Source organism: Pseudoxanthomonas sp. GM95 (assembly GCF_900109775.1).
Classification (GTDB): domain Bacteria; phylum Pseudomonadota; class Gammaproteobacteria; order Xanthomonadales; family Xanthomonadaceae; genus Pseudoxanthomonas_A.
Map to the genome: position 1 here is coordinate 293,365 of NZ_FOAX01000004.1, position 16,214 is coordinate 309,578.

Below are 16,214 nucleotides of genomic sequence, written 5' to 3' on the forward strand. Positions count from 1 at the left end.
CATTTCTTCGCATTCCTTCCAAGGCACCCACGCTCATGTCGTACCGTCACGCTTCGTTCCGCACTCCGTTCGCCCTGGCGCCGCTGGCCGCCGCGCTGCTGGCCCTGCCGGGCCTGGCCGCCGCGGCGGACACCTATGACACCAGCACGCTGCTGGGCGGCTTCAACGGCGGCCGCGCCTCGCTGGTGGACCAGGGCATCACCTTCCGCGGCGACTACGTCAGCGAGACGATGGGCATCGTCGACGGCGGCCTGGACACCGGCACGCGCTACACGCAGCAGATCCGCGCAGGCTTCGACCTGGACATGGGCAAGCTGGCCGGCTGGGACGGCGGCACCTTCCGCTTCACCCTCAACGACCGTCGCGGCCGCAGCACCTCGGCCGATCTGGTGGGCAACCGCTTCCCGATCCAGGAAGCCTACGGCGGCCAGTACACGCGCCTGAGCGAGTTCAGCTACGACCAGAAATTCAACGAGGGCAAGTCGTACTTCAAGCTGGGCTTCTACGCGATGGGCAACCAGTTCGGTTCGCACACGCTGCTGACCAACTTCGTCAACGCCGCCTTCTGCGCGCATCCGCTGGCGATGAGCGGCAACAGCGGCTGGTACAACTATCCGACGGCGCGCTGGGGCGGTGAATTCGCCGAGCAGCTGACCAAGGAAGTGAACCTGCGCGCCGGCTGGTTCCAGGTGAACCCCAACCTGGCCGGCAACAACGTGCACAACGCGTTCCGTCCCGGCGTGTCGGGCACCACCGGCTCGCTGTTCCCGGTCGAGCTGACCTGGAAGCCGGGCGCCGGCACGTTGTATCCGGGCGTGTACAAGTTCGGCGCGTACTACGACACCTCGCGCGTGGCCAAGAAGGGCCTGGACACCAGCCCGGTGACCGGCCGCGACGGCGCCTACGTGCTGGTCGAACAGAAGGCCTACACCCCGGGCACCAATGCCGACATCGGCCTGGTCGCCTTCGCCCAGTACATGGAATCGGACACCGATACCGCCCAGCTCAAGCGCTGGTACGCGATCGGCGGCGTGTGGCAGGGCGTGGGCCATCGCACGAAGGACCGCATCGCGCTGGGCTACGTGGGCGCGGACATCAACAACCGCCTGGTCGATGCGCGTCGCGCCACCCTGGCCAATGCCGGCGTGCCGACCGATTCGCCGCTGTATGCGCTCACCGGTGCCGAGGAGCTGTACGAGCTGTCCTACAGCTTCCAGGTCAACCCGTGGCTGATGCTGCGCCCGGACGTGCAGTACATCACCAACCCCGGCACCTTCGCCTACACCCAGACCGACAACGCGCTGGCGGTGGGTCTGCAGGCCAAGGTCACCTTCTAAGTCGCCCTTCGGCGCAACAACATCCACCTGGGAGGGATTCAGATGAAGCTTCGCCGTACTACCCTAGCCGCCCGCGTGCTGCTGGCCGTCTCGATGACGGCCGGCATCACCACCGCTGCCTTTGCTGCCGACATGACCAACAACGCTGCTTCCGCCGTCGCCACCAAGACCATCGCCGTGAAAGGCGTGGTGATCGGCGAAGGCGCGCCCAAGACCATCGTGCCGATCACCGCCAAGACCGCGGCCGAGCAGCTGGTCCAGGCGCAGAAGATCGGCGCCAACGCCGATACCGACGTGGTCGAGTGGCGCATCGATTACCTGGACATCGCCAGCGATGCCAAGGCGCTGATCAAGCTGGCCCCGCAGATCGCCACCGCGGTCAACGGCAAGCCGGTGATCCTGACCTTCCGCACCAAGAACGAAGGCGGCGCCACCGCGATCAGCGATGCCGACTACGGCAAGCTCTACGCGGCGCTGATCAAGGCCAAGGCGGCGGACCTGTACGACGTGGAGATGTTCCGCGACGAGGCGGTGGTCAAGCAGATCGTGGCCAACGCACACAAGGCCGGCGCCTACATCGTGATGTCCAACCACGACTTCCATGCCACCCCGGACACGGCCGAGATCGTGTCGCGCCTGCAGAAGCAGCAGGCGTTGGGCGCGGACGTGCTGAAGATCGCGGTGATGCCGCAGAACCCGGGCGATGTGCTCAAGCTGCTGGATGCGACCTGGCAGCTGCGCCAAACCAGCGACCGGCCGCTGCTGACCATGTCGATGGGCCCGACCGGCGTGGTCTCGCGCCTGGCGGGCGAGACCTTCGGCCAGGCGTTGACCTTCGGCATGATCGGCACCGCCTCGGCGCCGGGCCAGATCGAGGTCGGCACCCTGCGCGGCATCCTGACCACGCTCGACAACGCCACCAAGAAGCCGCAGTAACCCGCGCGGCGCAAGCCCGCATCCGCGCCGCTGATCTTCAGCGGCGCGGTCGTCTGCAACGCGCGTGATGCGCGTTGCGCAAGGCGCATCGGTCCCACCAGCGGACCACCGGGCCTGAGCCCGTCACGCAACACCCAAGGAGACGCCATGGCCCACGCCAACGCCACATCCGCCGCTGTCACGTTGAACCGCATGAGTCGCTTCCAGTGGCTGGCCATCGCCATCTGCGTGCTGCTCAACATGCTCGACGGCTTCGACGTGATGGTCATGGCCTTCGCCGCGCCGCACGTGTCGGCCGACTGGGGCTTGAGTGGCAAGGAACTGGGCCTGATGCTCAGCGCCGGCCTGGTGGGCATGGCGCTGGGCTCGCTGGTGCTGGCGCCGCTGGCGGACAAGCATGGCCGGCGCGCGATGATCCTGTGGTGCCTGGTGATCCTGACCGTGGGCATGCTGGCCTCGGCGTTCGCCCAGAACGCCTGGCAGCTGGCCGCGCTGCGCGTGCTCACCGGCATCGGCATCGGCGGCATGCTGGCCGGCGTGGGCGTGATCACCGCCGAATACGCCAGCCCGAAGTGGCGCAGCACCGCGGTGGCGCTGCAGGCCACCGGTTATCCGATCGGCGCGACCATCGGTGGCCTGATCGCCGCGGCCATGCTGGAACACTGGGGCTGGCACTCGGTGTTCGTGTTCGGCGCGGCGGCCTCGCTGCTGTGCATCCCGGTGGTGCTGGTGCTGCTGCCGGAGTCGCTCGACTTCCTGGTCAGCCGTCGTCCCGCAGGCGCGCTGGAGCGCCTCAACGCCCTGCTGGCGCGCATGCAGCAGCCGGCGCTTGCTGCGCTGCCCGCGCCGCCGGCCACGCCGCCCAAGGCCGGCTACGCGGCGTTGTTCACGCCGGGCCTGCGCCGCAACTCGGTGCTGATCGCGCTGGGCTTCTTCATGCACATGTTCGCGTTCTACTTCGTGCTGAGCTGGACGCCCAAGCTGCTGGTCCAGGCCGGCATGTCGGCCGAACAGGGCATCACCGGCGGCGTGCTGCTCAACCTGGGCGGCATCGTCGGCGGCGCGCTGTTCGGCTGGCTGGCGTCGCGCTTTCTGATCACGCGCCTGACCGCGGGCAGCTTTGTCATCGCCGCGGTCGGCATGGTGGTCTTCGCCGCGCTGGGCACGCAGTTGAACCTGGCCTTCCCGGTCGCATTCGTGATCGGCGCAGCATTGTTCGGCTCGATGGCCGGCCTGTATGCGGTGGCGCCGATCGTGTTCGACGCCTCGGTGCGCACCACCGGCCTGGGTTGGGCGATCGGCATCGGCCGCATCGGCGCGATCCTCTCGCCGATGACCGTCGGCGTGCTGGTCGACGCGGGCTGGCAGCCGGCCAACCTGTATTACGTGCTGGCCCTGCCGCTGCTGGTGGCGGTGGTGGCGGTGCTGTCGATGCGCCTGCTGGCGCAGCGCTGAGGCGCGGCATTTGAAGGCAATGCGAGCGGATTAGACCTTGGTCTAATTTGTGCGAATAACGCACATAACTCCGATATTCGGATTGACGCTGTTTTGCTCCAGGTTCACCGTTGCCTCTCGCGCGCGCGTGGTGCGCGCTGGTTGGCCAAGCCGAGGATGTGCTTTCGATGTCCCTGATCCGTTCCCCGCGCGTTGCCGCGCATCGCCCGCTCACCTTGCCGCGTCGTGATCGCGGCCAGGGCGTGGCGCCATGATCGACAAGACCCTTGCCTCCTGCGCCGCGGCCGTGGCTGATATCCGCGACGGCGCGACGGTGATGATCGGTGGCTTCGGCACCGCGGGCATGCCGGATCAGCTGATCGATGCGCTGATCGAACACGGCGCGCGCGAACTCACCATCGTCAACAACAACGCCGGCAACGGCGAGACCGGGCTGGCCGCGCTGATCAAGCACAAGCGCGTGCGCAAGATCGTGTGCTCGTTTCCGCGCCAGAGCGACTCGCAGCATTTCGATGCGGCCTATCGCGCTGGTGAAGTCGAGCTGGAGCTTGTCCCGCAGGGCAACCTCGCCGCGCGCATCCACGCCGCCGGCAATGGCCTGGGCGCGATCTTCACCCCGACCGGCTACGGCACCGAACTGGCCGCCGGCAAGGAGACTCGCGAGATCGACGGCAAGCACTACGTCCTCGAATATCCGATCCACGCCGATGTGGCGCTGATCAAGGCGCATCGCGGCGACCGCTGGGGCAACCTGGTGTATCGCAAGACCGCGCGCAACTTCGGCCCGCTGATGGCGATGGCCGCCAAGTGCACGATCGCGCAGGTGCATGAAATCGTCGAGCTCGGCGCGCTCGATCCGGAAACCGTCGTCACGCCCGGCATCTTCGTCCAGCGCGTGATTGCGGTCGGCCACAAGGAGGCACTCGCATGAGCGGCTACCAGCGACTGACCCGCGAGCAGATGGCCGAGCGCGTGGCGCGCGACATCCCCGAAGGCGCGTACGTGAACCTGGGCATCGGCCTGCCCACGCAGGTGGCCAACTACTTGCCGGCGGACAAGGAAATCTTCCTGCAGAGCGAGAACGGCCTGCTCGGCATGGGGCCGGCGCCGGCGAAGGGCGAAGAAGATCCTGACCTCATCAACGCCGGCAAGCAGCCGGTGACGCTGCTCACCGGCGGCTGCTATTTCCACCACGCCGACTCCTTCGCGATGATGCGCGGTGGCCATCTGGATATCTGCGTGCTGGGCGCGTTCCAGGTCTCGCAGCATGGCGACCTGGCCAACTGGAGCACCGGCGCGCCCGACGCGATTCCCGCCGTGGGCGGCGCGATGGACCTGGCGATCGGCGCCAAGCAGACCTACGTGATGATGGACCTGCTGACCAAGACCGGCGAGAGCAAGCTTGTGGCCGACTGCACGTATCCGCTGACCGGCTTGCGCTGCGTCAGCCGCGTGTACAGCGACTTGGGCGTGTTCGATCTCGGCACCGAGGGCGCGCGCGTGGTCGAGCTGGTCGAGGGTCTTTCGATCGACGAACTGCAGCGCCTGACCGGCCTGACGCTGGCGCACTGAACGGAGTGAAGCAATGAGCGACGTTTTCATCATCGATGGCATCCGCACGCCGGTGGGCCGCTATGGCGGCGCGCTGAGCGGCGTGCGCGCAGACGACCTGGGCGCAGTGCCGCTCAAGGCGCTGCTAGCACGCAACCCCGACCTCGATCCGGCTCTGATCGAGGACGTGTACCTGGGCTGCGCCAACCAGGCCGGCGAAGACAACCGCAACGTCGCGCGCATGAGCCTGCTGCTGGCCGGCTTGCCGTACACGGTGCCGGGCAGCACGCTCAATCGTCTGTGTGGCTCGGGCCTGGATGCGATCGGCACGGTGGCACGCGGCATTCGTGCGGGTGAGCTGGGCCTGGCCATCGCCGGCGGCGTCGAATCGATGTCGCGCGCGCCGTGGGTGATGGGCAAGGCCGAGAGCGCCTTCGCCCGCAACCAGCAGATCGAAGACACCACGATGGGCTGGCGCTTCATCAACCCGAAGATGAAGGCCGACTACGGCGTGGACCTGATGGGCGAAACTGCCGAAAACGTGGCCGCCCGCTACGGCATCTCGCGCGAGGACCAGGACGCCTTCGCCCTGCGCAGCCAGCAGCGCGCCGCCGCCGCGCAGGCCGCCGGTTTCTTCGACGACGAGATCACCGCCGTCACCACGCCGGGCAAGAAGCGCGGCGAGACGATCGAGGTGACGCGCGATGAACATCCACGCGCCGATACCACGCTCGAGGGCCTCGCCAAGCTCAAGCCGATCTTCCGCCAGCCCGGCACCGTCACCGCCGGCAATGCCTCGGGCATCAACGACGGCGCCGCCGCGCTGCTCCTTGCATCGGGCGAACAGGTGCAGGCCCTCGGCCTGAAGCCACGCGCCCGCGTGCTCGGCTTTGCCAGCGCCGGCGTGGAGCCGGCCTACATGGGCATTGGTCCGATCCCGGCCACGCGCAAGCTGATGGCGCGCCTGGGCCTTGCGATCACCGACTTCGACGCGATCGAACTCAACGAAGCCTTCGCCGCGCAGGGCCTGGCCTGCATGCGCGAACTGGGCATCGCCGACGATGCCGCGCACGTGAATGCCAACGGCGGCGCCATCGCCATCGGCCATCCGCTGGGCATGAGCGGCGCGCGCATCACCTTGACGCTGTTGCGGCAACTGGAAGCGACCGGTGGCCGGCGTGGTCTTGCGACCATGTGCATCGGCGTCGGCCAGGGCGTGGCGCTGGCGATCGAGCGCGTCTGATCGCCACCTCACGCTCGCCGTCCCACAGTTAACTTCAGCAAGCCCGCGGCGCTTAAAGCGCCGCTTCGCCAACGGAGCCCGCCATGCGCGAATCCAAGCCGCTTTCCGGTTACCGCAAGCCCTACCCCGGCTCGCAGCCGCCGTACATCCATCCCTCGTACGCCTCCACCGTGCTGCGTGGCGTCGGCAGCGAGCCGATCGCGATCCCGGTGACGCTGTCGGAAGTCACCGGCCCCACGCTGGACCGCCTGACCCTGGGCGAACACGCCGCCGACATGACCGCCGGCTTTCCCGGCCAGCCGCTGGGCGAGCGCATCATCGTCTCCGGTCGCGTGCTGGACGAGAACGGCAAGCCGGTGCGCAACACCGTGGTCGAGGTCTGGCAGTGCAACGCCGCCGGCCGTTACCTGCACAAGGGCGACCAGCACGATGCGCCGCTGGACCCCAACTTCAAAGGCACCGGCCAGGTGCTGACCGACGAACACGGCCGCTACCGCTTCAAGACGGTCAAGCCCGGCGCGTATCCGTGGCGCAACCACTACAACGCGTGGCGTCCGGCGCACATCCACTTCTCGCTGCACGGCGGCGGCATCGGCCAACGCCTGGTGACGCAGATGTATTTCCCCAACGACCCGCTGCTGGCGTTCGACCCGATCTACAACTGCGTGCCCGACCCGAAGGCCGCCGAGCGCATGGTGTCTTCGTTCGACTGGGAAACCACCGAGAACGAGTACGCACTGGGCTACCGTTTCGACATCGTATTGCGCGGTCGCAAGCAGACCGTGTGGGAGTAAGCAGATGAGTTTCCAGGCAACCCCGTGGCAGACCGTGGGCCCGTACTACCGCCTCGGCCTTGAGCCGCTGTACCACACCGATATCGCCCCGGCCGACGCCAAGGGTGAGCGCATCACCATCACCGGCACCGTGTATGACGGCATCGGCAACCCGGTCAGCGATGCCGTGCTGGAGCTGTGGCAGGCCGACGCCGATGGCATCTACGACCACGCGGAAGACCCGCGCCACGACGCACACGACCCGACCTTCCACGGCTGGGGCCGCGTGCCCACCGACGATGCGGGCCGCTTCTCCTTCACCACAATCAAGCCGGGCCGCGTGCCGGGCCTGAAGGACTTGCCGCAGGCGCCGCATCTGGTCGCGTTGGTGTTCATGCGCGGCCTGCTCAAGGCTGCGCCGACGCGCATCTACTTCTCCGATGAAGCCAGCAACGGCGAAGACGGCATCCTGGCGCTGGTCCCGGCCGAGCGCCGCGGCACGCTGGTCGCGCAGCAGACCGCGCCCGGCCAGTACGCCTGGAACGTGAAGATGCAGGGCGAAGGCGAAACGGTGTTCTTCAGATATTGAATCAAGGGGCCGCCGAAAGGCGGTCTTGTTTTTGCGGTTGCGGTTGCGGTTGCGGTTGCGGTTGCTCGGATTTTGATCTTGATTTTCAGCGCCTTAAAGCAAGCCGAGCACCGGAGCTGAAAGCGGCCGAAGAGGCGCCCTTGTTTGAGCGAAGCGAGTTTGGGCGCCGTGCCGTTTTCAGCGAGGAGCACAGGGAACCGGCAAGGCCGGCTTGCGTCGGCGCTGGCGGTTTTGGCTACTTTTGCCAAGACAAAAGTGGCTCGCGTCGCGAAGCGACGTGAAAGCTCTGCTTTCGCTCCTGCTTCGAAGAAGACAGAAGGCAAGATCAAGTGCAGAGCTTTCGCGCCGCTTCGCGGCACGCCTTCCTTTTGTCGCGGCAAAAGGAAGCAAAACCGCCTTCGCCGGACACTCGCCGCCGCGTTGCGGCGGTTCCCTGTGCTCCTCAGCCGAAATGGCACGGCGCGGGAACTCGCTACGCTCAAACACCCGCGCCTCTTCGGCCATTTCAGCTTGCGGTGCTCGGCTCGCTTTACGGCTCGACAAGATCAAAAGCAGAAACAGAGCAAAAGAAGAGCTAAGCGACAGCAACAGCAACAGCAACAACGGAATGCTGACACCACCCTTGCACCAACCGGCGCAGCATAATCCCCACCTCCAACGTCGCCTTCGAGATCCGGATCGATGACCTCCTCCCTGCTTGCCCCGCTGTTCGGCGATCCCGACGTGGATGTCCTGTTCGACGACACCGCGCGCCTGCAAGGGATGCTGGATTTCGAAGCCGCGCTGGCACGTGCCGAAGCTGCCACCGGGGTGATTCCAGATACAGCGATCGCGACCATCATTGCCGCCTGCGACGCCACGCAGTTCGACATCGCTGCGCTGGGTGCAGCCACTGCACTGTCCGGCAATCCGGCGATCCCGCTGGTCAAGGCGCTGACCGCCAAGGTCAAGGCGCACGACGAAGACGCCTCGCGCTGGGTGCACTGGGGCGCGACCAGCCAGGACGTGATCGACACCGGCACCGTGCTGCAACTGCGCAACGCACTGGATGCGATCGAACCGAAGCTGGCGCATGTGTGCACGACACTACGCGCACTCGCCGATGCAGAGCGCGACACCGGGCTACCGGGCCGCACGCTGCTGCAGCAGGCCGTGCCCGTCACCTTCGGGCTGAAGGCGGCCGGCTGGCTGGATGCCTTGCAGCGCGCGCAGCGTCGCCTGCATGCGCTGCGCGAAGATGCACTCGTGCTGCAGTTCGGCGGTGCCGCCGGCACGCTGGCGTCGCTGCAGGATCGCGGGCTCGATGTTGCGCAGGCACTCGCCGACGAGCTCAAGCTGCCGCTGCCTGCCGTGCCGTGGCACACCTCACGCGACCGCATCGTCGAAGTCGGCACCGCATTCGCGCTGCTCGCCGGCTCGCTCGGCAAGATCGCCAGCGACATCGTGCTGCTGATGCAGTCGGAAGTGGCCGAAGCGTTCGAGCCGTCCGGCGCCGGCAAGGGCGGCTCCTCGGCGATGCCGCACAAGCGCAATCCGGTCGGCTGCGTCGGCACGATCGCGGCGGCCACACGCGTGCCTGGGTTGGTGTCCACGCTGTTCGCGGCGATGAACCAGCCGCACGAACGCGCGCCCGGCCAGTGGCATGCCGAATGGGAAACGCTGCCCGAGATCATCCGCCTCACCGGCGGCAGCCTGGCGCAGATGACCATCGTGCTCGATGGCCTGCAGCTCGACCGTGCGCGCATGGCCGCGCACCTGGACAGCTTCGGCGGGCTGCTCTACGCCGAGGCCGTGTCGGTCACGCTCGCCGGCACGCTGGGCAAGGCCGCCGCGCACGCGCTGGTCGAAGCCGCGGCCACGCGCGCGGTCAACGAAGGCCGCCACCTGCGTGAGGTGTTGAGTGAGGACCCGCAGGTCGGCGCGGTGCTCGGCAGCCAGCAACTCGATGCCTTGTTCGCCGCGGACAGCTGGCGCGGCATGAGCGATACCTGGATCGACCGCGTACTCGCGGCCGACTGATCTTTCAAGAAAGCAACGGAGCCACGCACCATGCCTTTCCTCGACCTGCCCACCCATCGCCTGCACTACCGCATCGACGGCGCCGAAGGCGCGCCCTGGCTGACCTTCTGCAATTCGTTGGGCACCGACCTGACCATGTGGGATCTGCAGGTAGCCGAACTGGCCAAGGACTTCCGCATCCTGCGTTATGACCGGCGCGGCCACGGCCAGTCCACTGCCGCCGATGGCCTGTACACCGTCGACCAGCTCGGTGGCGATGTCGTCGCGCTGTGGGACGCGCTGCAGATCGACCGCACGCATTTCTGCGGCCTGTCGATCGGCGGCCTCACCGGCCAGTGGCTCGGGCTCAACGCTGCTGAACGCCTGGACAAGCTCATCGTGTGCGCCACCGCCGCCAAGATCGGCACCGCCGAAAGCTGGGCCCAGCGCATCGCCGGCGTGCAGGAAAGCGGCATGAAGCCGTTGGCCGAAGGCACGGTGACGCGCTGGTTCACCGAGCACTTCACCGACACGCACGAGGAACAGGTCAAGGACATCATCGACGTGTTCCTGGCGACCACGCCGGAAGGCTATGCCGGCTGCTGCAGCGCGGTGGCGCAGGCGGATTTCCGCGATGCACTGGCGAAGATCACCGTGCCGCTGCTGGCCATCGCCGGTGACGATGATCCGGTGTGCCCGCCCGCAGACCTGCAGCACATCGCCGACAGCGTGGCCGATGGCCGCTTCGTACAGGTAGCCGGCCGCCATATCTGCAACGTGGAATCGCCGGCCGCGCTCACCACGGCGCTGCGCGATTTCCTCACCGCCTGACCTTCACTGACGAGAGATCCCACAATGGACGAACAAGCCCGTTACGAGGCCGGCCTGACCGTGCGCAAGGCCGTGCTGGGCGAGCCGCATGTGCAGCGCTCGCTCGATGCCCGCACCGACTTCACCACTGAGTTCCAGCACTTCATCACCCGCGCCGCCTGGGGCGAGGTGTGGACGCGCGATGGTCTGCCGCGCCACACGCGCTCGCTGCTGACGATTTCGATGATGGTCGCGCTGGGCCATGACGAAGAGTTCAAGCTGCACATCCGCGCCGCGCGCAACAACGGCGTGACCGCGGACGAGATCAAGGAAGTGCTGTTGCAGACCGCGATCTACTGCGGCGTGCCGGCGGCCAACCACGCGTTCGCCCTGGCCAAGCCGATCCTGGAAGAACAGGCCGCCGAAGGCTGATCGCCGCGCCATGCGCCGCCGGCATGAAGGCATCATCGCAGGTCATGAAAACCGTCCGGCGAATCAGGCGATGATGAAGCCCGGCCGATGCCGGGCCTTTCCTCACTGACGAGACGCTGCGCGATGAAGCTTCGAAACGCCTGTCTGGCCCTGTTGCTGTTGTTGCCCGCCTTCGCACTGCAGGCGCGTCCGCTGCCCGGGCCTGGCACCAAGCAGGAGCAGGTCAAGGCGGATGACGGCCTGAAGCTCGCGGTATGGTCGCGCGTGCCGGCGCAGCCGCGCGGCACGATCCTGCTGGTGCATGGGCGCACTTGGAGTTCGCTGCCGAACTTCGACCTGCAGGTGCCGGGCGAAGCGGCCGATTCGCGCTCGGTGCTGGCGGCGCTGGCCAAGGCCGGCTACGCGGCCTACGCGCTCGACCTGCGCGGCTACGGCGCCACGCCGCGCGATCGCGACGGTTGGAACACGCCCACGCGCGCGGTTGCCGATGTGCAGCAGATCCTGGCCTGGATTGCCGCACGCCATCCGCAACTGCCGCCGCCGGCCTTGCTCGGCTATTCCAACGGCGCGCGCGTCGCCCTGCTGGTCGCGCAGGCACAACCCGAGGCGCTGTCGGGCCTGGTGCTATACGGCTTCCCCAACGATGTCGATGCGCCCGAACCCGCGGCTCCCGAGCCGACCGGCAAGCCACCACGCGAACGCACCACTGCCGAAGGCGCGGCTTCGGACTTCATCACCGCTGGCGCGATGCCCGACGCCGTGCGCGACGCCTACGTTGCCCTGGCCCTCGCTGCCGATCCCGTCCGCACCGACTGGCGCGCAAACGCGCAATTCGATTTCCGCCCCGAGCAAGTCACCGGCGTGCCCGTCCTGCTGCTACGCGGCGTCAACGACCCGCTGGCCACGCAGACCGAAAACGCCCACCTCTACGCGCGTTTGGGCAGCGAAGACCGCAGCTGGATCACCCTTCCGCACGCCGACCACGTCGCCCACGTGGAAGACACCCACGCCGCCTGGGTCAGCGCCGTCGTCGACTTCCTCCAGCGCCCGCGCTGAGCGCTGTTGCGGTTGCGGTTGCGGTTGCGGTTGCGGTTGCGGTTGCGGTTGCGGTTGCTCAGCTTTTGATCTTCAGCGCCTTCAAAGCGAGCCGAGCACCGCAGGCTGATCGGGCCGAAGAGGCGCCCTGTTTGAGCGAAGCGAGTTTGGGCGCCGTGCCCGATCAGACGAGGAGCACAGGGCACCGATGCGCAGCATCGGCGAGTGTTTTCAATCCCCTCTTGGGGACAGGCGCTGGCGGTTTTGCTTCCTTTTGCCAAGACAAAAGGAAGACGCGCCGCGTAGCGGGGCGGAAGCTCTGCTTCAAACTGCTTGCTTCAACCCAAACGCAACGGTGCGTAAAAAAGCAGCAGCAAGAAAGCTCAACTCAACACCGCCCCCAACCGCAACGCCGCCTCCCGCAGTGGCGGCAACAGCTGCGTATGCATCGTCTGCAAACTGATGCGCCCGGCCTGCGTGCCGATGTTCAACGCCGCCACGGTCTCGCCCGTGCGGTTGCGCACCGGCACCGCGATCGAACGCAGGCCGATCTCCAGCTCCTGGTCGGTCAGCGACATGTCATCACGGCGCACCTTGGCCAGCAGCTCCAGCAGATCGGTCGCACTGGTGACCGTGCGCTCGGTGCGCGGGCGCAGCGGATTGCGCTCCAGGTAGCCTTCCAGCGTGTCCTCGGGCAAGGCGGCCAGCAGCACGCGGCCCATCGAGGTGCAGTACGCCGGCAGGCGGCTGCCCGAGCGCAGGCCGATCGACATGATCCGTACGGTTTCGGCACGCGCGATGTAGAGCAGGTCGTCGCCATCGAGCACGCCCAGCGAGCACGACTCGTGCACCGCATCGCGCAGCGCATCCAGCACCGGCTGGGCCGCCACCGCCATCGAGGCCGAAGCCACGTACGCGCCGCCAATGCCCAGCACGCGCGGCAGCAGCACATAGCCGCGGCCGTGTTCGCCCACGTAGCCCAGCTTGGCCAGCGTATACAGCGCGCGCCGCACGGCCGCGCGCGGGATGCCGGTATCGGCGCTGATCTGCGACATGGTTACCTCGCGCCCGTGCTGGGCGAACACGCTCAGCACCGCCATGCCGCGCGCCAGCGAGGTCATAAAGTCTGGATCGCCCTGGGCACTGTCGATCTGGCGCATGATCTCGCGCGCCAGGCCACGCTCGCTGGGGGCGGATGCCGCTGCCGCGGGGCGCCGGGCGCGGGGAACCTTGGGGGATTCGGTCATTGCGGGGCGGGCGTGCTGGACGAAGCGGGCGGGCCGCCATGGTAAGCGCATGCCGCCGATCATGTGGCGGGCGCTCTTGTGAGAGCTGCTTCAGCGGCGATGGGGCCTTATCGGAAAGCCGCATCGCCGCTGAAGCGGCTCCCACAAGATCACCAAAAAGAAAACGGGCGGACCGCAGTGCGGTCCGCCCGTCGTCAGGCGCGATGACGCTGGCGCTTACTTCTGGTCGGGCAGCGCGTAAGCGATCACGTCGTCGCCGCGGTCGGGCGACTGGCGCGCGCCGCTGGCGGTGATGACGATGTACTGCTTGCCGTTGGCCGTATAGGTCATCGGGCCACCCTGGCTGCCCACGGGCAGGCGACCCTTCCAGATCTCCTTGCCGTTGGCGGTGTCGAAGGCGCGCAGGTAGTAGTCCTGGGTGCCGGCGATGAACAGCAGGCCGCCCTGCGTGACCAGCGTGCCGCCCAGGGTCGGCATGCCGATCGGCATGGCCATGTGCATCTTGATGCCCATCGGGCCGGTGTCTTCCACCGTGCCGACCGGCACCTGCCAGGCGATCTGCTGGGTCTTGAGGTTGATCGCGGTCAGGGTGCCGTACGGCGGCTCCTGGCAGGGGATGCCCAGCGCCGACAGGAAGCGGTTCTTGTTGACCGCATACGGCGTGCCCTTCAGCGGGACCGCGCCCATGCCGGTGTTGACCGCTTCACCGCCGTTGGAGGCTGCCCCGGTGTCGGCCTTCTGCGGGATCATCTGCACCCACAGGCCCAGGCGCATGTCGTTGGCGAAGATGTAGCCGTTGACCGGGTCGGTCGACAGGCCGCCCCAGTTCATGCCACCCAGCGAACCGGGGAAGCTCAGCGACTTGTCGGTGCCCGGCGCGGTGTACAGGCCTTCATAACGCATGGACTTGAAGGCGATGCGGCACAGCATCTGGTCGATCGGGGTGGCGCCCCACATGCTCGACTCGGTCAGTTTCTGGTTGCCGATCTGCGGCATGCCCACCGAGCGCGGCTGGGTGAACGAATACTGCTCGCCGGAGATATCCGAGCCCTTGACCGGCACGTCCTTCACTTCGGTCAGCGGCTTGCCGGTGGCGCGATCCAGCACGTAGATCTGGCCGGCCTTGGTGCCGATCACCACGGCCGGGGTGCTGCTGCCATCCTTGTTCGGGAAGTCGATCAGGCTCGGCTGCATCGGCAGGTCGAAGTCCCACAGGTCGTTGTGGACGGTCTGGTAGACCCACTTCTCGTTACCGGTGCTGGCATCCAGCGCCAGGACCGACGCGCCGTACTTGTGATCCAGCGCGTTGCGCTTGGCGCCGTACAGGTCGGTCGACGGGCTGCCCATCGGCAGGAACACGGTGTTCATCGACGCGTCGTAGGACATCGGCGCCCACGAGTTGGGCGTGCTGCGCACGTAGGTCTTGCCGTCGGCCGGGGCCTGCTTGTCTTCCGGGTTGCCCGGGTCGAAGGCCCAACGCTGCGCGCCGGTGACCACGTCGAAGCCGCGGATCACGCCGCCGGGCATGTCGGCCTGCACGTTGTCGGCCACGCGGCCGCCCACCACCACGGTGGTGCCGGCCAGCAGCGGCGGCGAGGTCAGCTGGTAGAACGGGTCCGGCGCATCGCCCAGGCCCGGCAGCAGGTTGACCTGGCCGTTGTCGCCGAAGCCCTGGCAGAACTCGCCCGTGTCGGCGTCGACCGCGATCAGGCGGGCATCGATCGTATTGGTGATGATGCGGCGCTGGCAGTTGGCGCCATCGGCCAGCGCGACCGGGGCGACCGGCACGGCGCCAGCGGCAGTCGGCTGGACCAGCGGCTTGGTTGCATCGAAATAGGCCAGGCCGCGGCAACGCTGCCACACCGAGGACTTGGCGTTGATCTCGCGCTTCCACAGCTGCTTGCCGGTGGCCGCTTCCAGCGCGATCAGGTTGTTGTGCGGCGTGCAGATGAAGACCTTGTCGCCCACCTGCAGCGGGGTCAGCTGGTCTTCGGCACCGTTACCGGTGCTCTCGGCGATCTCGCCGGTGTGGTAGGTCCAGGCGACCTGCAGGTTCTTCACGTTGCTGCGGTTGATCTGGTCCAGCGCGGCGAAGCGGCTGCCGCCATCGGTGTTGCCGTAGGCCGACCAGTCCTTCTGTGCATGGGCCGGATCCACCGGCGTCACACCCGGACCGTCCGCCGTCGCGGCCACCGTCGGGTGCGGGGCGAACATCCCGGCAAAGCCAGCGATGAAGGCCACGGCCACCAGGCCAGCCAACGCGTAGGCGCCACGGCCACCGGTCTTGCCGGCCAGGCGCTTCAGGGTCGGGTAGGCCAGCGCCACCAGCACGGCGAAACCGGCCGGCATCATCAGGCGCGAGATCAGCGGCCAGAACGCCAGGCCCACGTCCACCAGCGACCACACGATGGTCAGTGCGAACGCAGCCAGGTACAGCAGCGCACCGGCCGGCTTGCGCGCGATCACCAGCACGCCGGCAACCAGCGTGGCCGCACCCATCAATCCGAAATACAGGCTGCCACCCAGGGTGGCCAGCTTCACGCCGCCGGCCAGCAGCACGCCGCCCAGCAGGACCAGGAACACGCCCAGCAACACCAACGCGCCTCGGCATAGCACCGAAACACCAGTTTGAGTCTTCACGACATCGTCCTTCGTTATTCAAGGCCATGGGAGGGCCGCACGGGCCATCCCGTCATCCCGCACGCGCGGGCGCTTGATGAAGGGCGCGGGCGCATCGCAGGTCCAATCGGTCCGAAGAACGCGCAAAGGGGGGCGGCCTCCTGCCGCTGCGCATCCGGGACGTCCGCT

General features: G+C 67.5%; 15 protein-coding genes. 12 read left to right on the forward strand and 3 right to left on the reverse strand.

The window, feature by feature from the left end:
• The first annotated feature begins 35 nt into the window (after nucleotides 1-35).
• The 8 genes from BMZ17_RS19260 to pcaG all read left to right on the forward strand — a co-directional run bounded on the left by BMZ17_RS19260 (nucleotide 36) and on the right by pcaG (nucleotide 7,884).
• Complete coding sequence (locus BMZ17_RS19260; RefSeq protein WP_093143465.1) at nucleotides 36-1,337, forward strand: carbohydrate porin; 1,302 nt, start codon at nucleotides 36-38, stop codon at nucleotides 1,335-1,337.
• A gap of 42 nt (nucleotides 1,338-1,379) precedes the next feature.
• Nucleotides 1,380-2,273 (forward strand): type I 3-dehydroquinate dehydratase, encoded by an 894-nt coding sequence (gene aroD / locus BMZ17_RS19265; RefSeq protein ID WP_093143472.1) that lies wholly within the window; start codon nucleotides 1,380-1,382, stop codon nucleotides 2,271-2,273.
• Nucleotides 2,274-2,420: 147 nt separating this feature from the next.
• On the forward strand, nucleotides 2,421-3,728 hold the full coding sequence (locus BMZ17_RS19270; protein WP_093143492.1) for an MFS transporter: 1,308 nt from the start codon (nucleotides 2,421-2,423) through the stop codon (nucleotides 3,726-3,728).
• Between the two features lie 250 nt (nucleotides 3,729-3,978).
• On the forward strand, nucleotides 3,979-4,659 hold the full coding sequence (locus BMZ17_RS19275; protein WP_093143500.1) for a 3-oxoacid CoA-transferase subunit A: 681 nt from the start codon (nucleotides 3,979-3,981) through the stop codon (nucleotides 4,657-4,659).
• Nucleotides 4,656-5,300 carry a 3-oxoacid CoA-transferase subunit B gene (locus BMZ17_RS19280; protein ID WP_093143502.1) on the forward strand — a complete coding sequence of 215 codons (645 nt, stop codon included), beginning with the start codon at nucleotides 4,656-4,658 and terminating at the stop codon, nucleotides 5,298-5,300. Before BMZ17_RS19275 ends, BMZ17_RS19280 begins: the two co-directional genes overlap by 4 nt.
• A 13-nt stretch (nucleotides 5,301-5,313) precedes the next feature.
• Nucleotides 5,314-6,522, forward strand: a complete 1,209-nt coding sequence (gene pcaF, locus BMZ17_RS19285) for a 3-oxoadipyl-CoA thiolase (RefSeq protein ID WP_093143506.1) — start codon at nucleotides 5,314-5,316, stop codon at nucleotides 6,520-6,522.
• Between the two features lie 83 nt (nucleotides 6,523-6,605).
• Complete coding sequence (pcaH, locus tag BMZ17_RS19290) at nucleotides 6,606-7,316, forward strand: protocatechuate 3,4-dioxygenase subunit beta (RefSeq protein WP_093143510.1); 711 nt, start codon at nucleotides 6,606-6,608, stop codon at nucleotides 7,314-7,316.
• 4 nt (nucleotides 7,317-7,320) lie between these two features.
• Nucleotides 7,321-7,884, forward strand: a complete 564-nt coding sequence (gene pcaG / locus BMZ17_RS19295; RefSeq protein WP_093143514.1) for a protocatechuate 3,4-dioxygenase subunit alpha — start codon at nucleotides 7,321-7,323, stop codon at nucleotides 7,882-7,884.
• A 177-nt stretch (nucleotides 7,885-8,061) separates the two neighbouring features.
• Here pcaG and BMZ17_RS21065 read toward each other — a convergent pair whose 3' ends face one another.
• The gene (locus tag BMZ17_RS21065) at nucleotides 8,062-8,484 is read right to left on the reverse strand and encodes a hypothetical protein (RefSeq protein ID WP_139203016.1); all 423 of its coding nucleotides are present in this window, start codon (nucleotides 8,482-8,484) and stop codon (nucleotides 8,062-8,064) included.
• A gap of 81 nt (nucleotides 8,485-8,565) precedes the next feature.
• On the opposite strand from BMZ17_RS21065, the gene BMZ17_RS19300 reads away from it, so the two are divergent.
• From BMZ17_RS19300 to BMZ17_RS19315, 4 genes are all read left to right on the forward strand, one after another.
• Entirely contained in the window at nucleotides 8,566-9,903 is a 1,338-nt protein-coding gene (locus BMZ17_RS19300; protein WP_093143517.1) for a 3-carboxy-cis,cis-muconate cycloisomerase, read from the forward strand.
• A 30-nt stretch (nucleotides 9,904-9,933) separates the two neighbouring features.
• A complete protein-coding gene (pcaD, locus tag BMZ17_RS19305) occupies nucleotides 9,934-10,713 on the forward strand; it encodes a 3-oxoadipate enol-lactonase (RefSeq protein ID WP_093143520.1) in 780 nt (259 codons plus the stop codon).
• 24 nt (nucleotides 10,714-10,737) lie between these two features.
• Nucleotides 10,738-11,124, forward strand: a complete 387-nt coding sequence (gene pcaC, locus BMZ17_RS19310) for a 4-carboxymuconolactone decarboxylase (RefSeq protein WP_093143523.1) — start codon at nucleotides 10,738-10,740, stop codon at nucleotides 11,122-11,124.
• A gap of 123 nt (nucleotides 11,125-11,247) precedes the next feature.
• The gene (locus tag BMZ17_RS19315; protein ID WP_093143526.1) at nucleotides 11,248-12,180 is read left to right on the forward strand and encodes an alpha/beta hydrolase; all 933 of its coding nucleotides are present in this window, start codon (nucleotides 11,248-11,250) and stop codon (nucleotides 12,178-12,180) included.
• A 362-nt stretch (nucleotides 12,181-12,542) separates the two neighbouring features.
• Here BMZ17_RS19315 and BMZ17_RS19320 read toward each other — a convergent pair whose 3' ends face one another.
• Together BMZ17_RS19320 and BMZ17_RS19325 are read right to left on the reverse strand one after the other, a co-directional pair.
• On the reverse strand, nucleotides 12,543-13,406 hold the full coding sequence (locus tag BMZ17_RS19320) for an IclR family transcriptional regulator domain-containing protein (RefSeq protein WP_093143542.1): 864 nt from the start codon (nucleotides 13,404-13,406) through the stop codon (nucleotides 12,543-12,545).
• A gap of 216 nt (nucleotides 13,407-13,622) precedes the next feature.
• Nucleotides 13,623-16,046, reverse strand: coding sequence for a glucose/quinate/shikimate family membrane-bound PQQ-dependent dehydrogenase (locus tag BMZ17_RS19325; protein ID WP_254775463.1), 2,424 nt, complete (start codon nucleotides 16,044-16,046; stop codon nucleotides 13,623-13,625).
• Between the last annotated feature and the right edge of the window lie 168 nt (nucleotides 16,047-16,214).